Source organism: Vibrio sp. V03_P4A6T147, assembly GCF_002241085.1.
Taxonomy (GTDB): Bacteria; Pseudomonadota; Gammaproteobacteria; order Enterobacterales; family Vibrionaceae; genus Vibrio; species Vibrio anguillarum.
The window spans coordinates 1-5,265 of sequence record NZ_NDIO01000077.1 but is presented as its reverse complement, the minus strand read 5'-3'; the positions used below and the strand labels follow the sequence as shown (position 1 = coordinate 5,265).

Here is a 5,265-nt window from a genome sequence, read left to right as displayed (position 1 = left end):
TGCCAAACGATTTTTTCTTGATCTGAGGCAAGTTATTATTTCTTTTGAAGTGAGAAATATATCAATATTTAAGTCCATCCTGTAGCGCGCAGTAAACGTCTGCGCTTCCACCATTTTGCGTTGGCAACATTAGGCAGTAAAAAGGGGGCTTACGGTGAATCGAAAGCGTTCTGTTCAGTACTCGTAACGTTACGCACACCGGCAGTTAAACCGCATCAATGGGTGTAATACATACAAATACGCTTGTTTTCTATTTCTAATACGTTGAACGGCGTTTCATAGATATCGCTCAAAACCGACGATTGAATCACCTCTTGTACTGTGCCAGTTGCTACTACTTGGCCTCGTTTCAGCGCAATGATGGAATCGGAGTAACAGGATGCAAAATTGATGTCGTGAATCACCACGACCACCGCTTTATTCAACTCATGTGCTAAACGCTGAATAGTGGCCATGATCTGCAATGAGTGTTTGATATCGAGGTTGTTCAATGGCTCATCGAGAAAGATGTAATCGGTATCTTGGGCGATCACCATTGCAATAAAGGCCAGCTGGCGTTGGCCGCCACTCAGTTCGTCTAGGTATTTATCTTCTATCGCTTTAAGATCAAGATATTCGATCGATTGCTCAATCATCGCATGATCGTTGGCCGTTAATTTACCTTGCGAATAAGGAAAACGGCCAAAAGCCACCAGCTCTTTCACGGTAAAACGCATGGTCAGAGTATTGGCTTGACGCAGAACCGACAGCTTTTTAGCCAACGCTTTAGTATCCCACTCAACCAGCTCTTTGCTTTCAATCCAAACTTTACCGCTATCACGGCTAACCAAACGGCTAGCCATCGACAATAAGGTACTTTTTCCTGCACCATTAGGGCCAATAATTGAAGTGACCTTGCCTTTTTCAAACTGCGCACAGGCCTTATCCACAACGGCTTGTTGGCCAAACACTTTAGTCAGTTTATCTAGCTGAATCATATGAAATTAAACCATTTTATTACGTAAAAGGAGGGAGAGAAAATAGAGACCTCCGATGAAATTGATCACCACACTCAGCGTTGTTTCAAACTGGAATACTTTTTCAACCACCCATTGACCTGAAAGCAATGCACACACCGCCATCGCGGAACAACCAATCAATAAGGTTCGGTGTTGGTATGAACGAAACCACTCGCGCGTTAAGTTGGTGACCAATAAGCCAAAGAACATCACGGGCCCAACTAAAGCTGTAGAAATAGCAATTAATACCGCACTAAGCATCAATACATGGTGCGTCACTCGGCGTACATCCACCCCTAAACTGACCGCGTTATCGTTATCCAACCATAAAACATCCAACACGCGATGCAGGCGAAACAGGCCAAAGCAAACCAGCAGTAGTAATGGTGTTACCCAATACACAAGTTCCACTTTCACGTTGTTGAAGCTCGCAAACATATTGGACTGTACCGATGAAAAATCATTCGGATCCATCAGCATGATCAAAAAAGAGGAAATGCTGGAAAACAGTTGCCCCAGAATGACTCCTAATAACAACAACACCATTAAGTTACTCTGCTGCTTACGAAAATAAAAAGCGAACAATAAACTAGAAAACAGCAACATGGCAGCAACGGACAACGAAAAATTGAGGTAAGCATTAAGCGCGTAGCTACTTAGGCCACCAAAAAGAGTCACCACGAGCACCTGCACAAACAGGTAGAGTGAATCAAACCCCATGATGCTGGGCGTTAAAATTCGGTTGTGGGTAATGGTTTGAAATGCTAGAGAGGACTGCGCAATGGCAATGCCCGCTAACACCATCGCCAATACTTTGGGTACACGACGAGAAAGAAAATAGTGATAGTTGTCGGCGTTCAATCCAACACCAATAAATAACCCAGCAAAAAGCAGAGAAGCCAAAACCAGTAACCACAGTTTGGTATGATCACGCAAAGTGATGCTCGCACATACAGACTTACCCATGGCGTTGTCCTCGCAACAGCAACACAATAAATACACTGCCACCGAGAATACTGATGATCATCGAAATCGGCACTTCATAGGGGAAAATAATCAAACGGCCGCCCAAATCGCATAGCAGTACCAATAACGCACCGAAAATGGCCGTACGAGGGATATTTTTGCGCAAGTTGTCACCGTAATAGTGGCTGACTAAATTGGGCACAATCAACCCTAAAAAAGGCAGTTGACCGACAATCATAACAACCGTCGCAGACATCACCGACACCAAACAAACGCCAATCACCAGCACTTGCTGATAGTTAAGCCCTAAGTTCACAGCAAAATCTTTACCCATGCCGACGGCCGAAATTCGCGCCGCATACAAATAGCTAAAGAGGGCAACCGGAATCGCAATATAGAGCAGTTCGAAATCCCCTTTCAGCAAATTGGCAAAATTGGCTACCGTCCAACTAGAAAGGTTTTGTATCGCATCGTATTTGTAAGCGATGAAGGACGCAGCGGATTCCACCACATTACCAAAAATAATGCCGATCAAAGGGACAAAAATGGCATTTTTAAACTGCACGCGCTGAATCAGTTGCACAAACAGCAAAGTGCCCGCAATCGAAACCGAGAAAATAAGCCACAAGCTTTCACCGTGGCCAAAAAAGACTAAGCTCAACACGTAGCCCAGCATGGCGCATTCAATGGTACCGGAGGTAGAAGGCGCGGCAAATCGGTTTTGGCTGATTTGCTGCATAATAAGACCCGCGATACTGAGCCCTGCCCCGGCTAAAACAATCGCCAACAAACGTGGCAAACGACTGGTAAAGAGCAGTTGCCAAGCATGGGCATCCCCTTGCAGTAATGCCATTAGTGATAGATTGCCTACCCCCACAAACAGTGAAGATAGGCTGACTACCAACAAAGCAAGCAATAACTTTTTCAAAGCTAACCTCAGCTTGTTTGTGGCAAATTAGTGAATGTGTACAGCATTTCTAACGTCGCTGATCATCTGCTCGGTAGCAGTCACACCAGAAATGGATAGGTACCAAGCATTAAGGTCTAAAAACGCCATGCTTTTATTTTTGTAAGCCGCAGTCGCTTTGATCAGGTCATTTTCAAACTCTTGGCGAGTGTGACTTTGCCCTTTGTTGACCAACGTATCACGATCAATGATCAATAAGGTTTTAGGATCATGTTCGCGAATAAATTCATAAGAGATTAGATCGCCATGACGTGTCGCTTTGATGCTATCGACGGTCGTTTTGAATCCAAAATCTTTATACACCGCCGAGAAACGTGATTCAGGCCCAAAAGCGGTAATGTTACCGCCAGAGCTCATCACTGTGAGCGCATCGATTTGGTTGTTCTGGTTAAAGCAACGAAGTGCTTGAAACTGCTTATCTAAATCTTCAATTTTGGCTTCCACTTGATCTTCAATAGCAAAGACTTTGCCTAGATTACGCCACTGCTGTTGTGTACTCTGCCAGTAGCCTTGGCTTGCATCGGCTGCAAAAACGATAGTTGGTGCAATTTTAGATAGCTCGTCATAACTGGTTGCGGCGCGCGGCCCAATCACAATCACATCCGGTTTTTGCATATAAATGGTTTCGAAATCAGGCTCAAATAAAGAACCGGCAGGTGCGTATGTATCGCTGTTGTACTTCGCTAAATAATTTGGCAGTTCAGTCACTTTCGATACCGCGACAGGTTCAATACCAAAGCGATCTAACGTATCTAACGCACCCAAACCAATGACAACCACACGTTGCGGATTTTGCTCGATCGTCGTGGTACCGAGTTGATGCTCCACAGAAACGGTTTTAGCACTGAGAGTAAAAGAGGTAAGCAAGCCAAGTGCTGCCAAACTAAACAACGATTTCATATAGGTTCCCATTCAAAATAACTACGACAGATTTTGATAAGCATTCGCATTAAGTTCGGGTAATATAATCGTTGACCGTCGTTCAAGCAACCCTATTCACATCAAAATCGGCCATGATGATCAGAAGCAGCAAGAATGATGAAAAAGCGAGCGCTAATAAGAGATTCGCGCTCGCTTTCTAGGGGGAGAGAAATGTTATGGACGTGTCGGGTTAATCGTCAAAGGCTCAAAAGTGGCCACTGCGTTACCACTCGCTCCAGGATGATCAACATAGCTGGTGTCTTGCATCAAGGTGTAAAAGACATCGACATAATCGTCGTCATTGACCAGTAAACCATCGGGAATCGCATCAATGATCTTGCCCGTGATTTGCGGAATAATCGCATACGCCTGCACTTCTGGATCAGGGATAAGCTTCAGCACTTCTTCCGCTACTTTGACGAGTAATTTAGCCAGCTCCTTATAATCGGTACCATCATCTTGCTCCATCAAGATAAGATCGGCTGCGCCCCAACGGTAACGAGACCATTGGATCATCACTTGATTTGGGAAGTAATCTTGCTTGTCGTAATCCAAATAAGGCATTTCAACTAAGTCAATGGTCGGCTCATCTCGGCTTGGATTGATGCCTGTAACAATCGCATAAATTTCAGCCGCTCCAGAGATCCACGGTTCTTTGTCATCCGCTAAACGAATTTTTTTCAGCACTGTGGTGGAAATAGGCTCAGCGCTATTATCGCTGCTGCGGGCCATCGCTTGAGCGGCGACGCTACCACTTTCTACTGTGGTCAATGTGGTCGATTGACCCAATGCGTTCATCTGTGCACGCATTGCTTGTAAGCCTGCGCGCAATTCCACTTCGCTATTACTATCAACCACGAAAACGGGTACATCTGGCATTTGATATACATCCAGTTGATGCACCTGTCCGTACACATCAAACGCTTCAATATATTGCCAAGACGCATCATTACCTTTGGGCTCAAAAGCAAACAACGGGCTTTGCCCTTCTTGCCACTCTTTAATCATCGACGCATCGGCAATACGCAGTTGCAGCAATTGCTCAGTAAAATCCTCAATGCCTTTCATTGAACGAATTTGCGCGTCCGCTACAACCATCTGTTGACTAAAATCGGAATCAGGCTGCTCTTCAAACAAAGTGGAAACAGAAATGGATAGGTTTTGCGCGCTGATTTCAGTTTTAAGTGTGGTTTCAAGCTCGGCGTAACTTTCACTCAGTTGCAGTGCTAACGCTCTTTTTTGCTGTGCAATCGCATCAGCATTAGATTGGCTGGTGCTACTGGTTGTCGCTTCTTCTGAGTTGCACCCCATAATAGTGGCCACAAGCAGTAATGAAACGGGTGTTATATATCTCATAATGAACCCTTAATATTTTTAATTACAACATAGAGTAATAACTCTACATAAAAACAC

General features: G+C 44.6%; 5 protein-coding genes. All 5 read right to left on the bottom strand.

Going from position 1 to position 5,265, the window contains the following annotated elements; translation table 11 throughout:
• Nucleotides 1-215: 215 nt before the first annotated feature.
• Complete coding sequence (gene vctC / locus B9J84_RS02655) at nucleotides 216-977, bottom strand: iron chelate ABC transporter ATP-binding protein VctC (protein ID WP_094123471.1); 762 nt, start codon at nucleotides 975-977, stop codon at nucleotides 216-218.
• Nucleotides 978-983: 6 nt separating this feature from the next.
• Nucleotides 984-1,934: an iron chelate uptake ABC transporter permease subunit VctG gene (vctG, locus tag B9J84_RS02650; protein ID WP_029189680.1), complete on the bottom strand. Its 951-nt coding sequence runs from the start codon at nucleotides 1,932-1,934 to the stop codon at nucleotides 984-986.
• 22 nt (nucleotides 1,935-1,956) lie between these two features.
• Nucleotides 1,957-2,892 carry an iron chelate uptake ABC transporter permease subunit VctD gene (gene vctD, locus B9J84_RS02645; protein WP_026027432.1) on the bottom strand — a complete coding sequence of 312 codons (936 nt, stop codon included), beginning with the start codon at nucleotides 2,890-2,892 and terminating at the stop codon, nucleotides 1,957-1,959.
• Between the two features lie 27 nt (nucleotides 2,893-2,919).
• Entirely contained in the window at nucleotides 2,920-3,831 is a 912-nt protein-coding gene (locus B9J84_RS02640) for a siderophore ABC transporter substrate-binding protein (RefSeq protein ID WP_404206201.1), read from the bottom strand.
• Nucleotides 3,832-4,026: 195 nt separating this feature from the next.
• On the bottom strand, nucleotides 4,027-5,208 hold the full coding sequence (locus B9J84_RS02635) for a DUF3103 domain-containing protein (RefSeq protein WP_017045107.1): 1,182 nt from the start codon (nucleotides 5,206-5,208) through the stop codon (nucleotides 4,027-4,029).
• Between the last annotated feature and the right edge of the window lie 57 nt (nucleotides 5,209-5,265).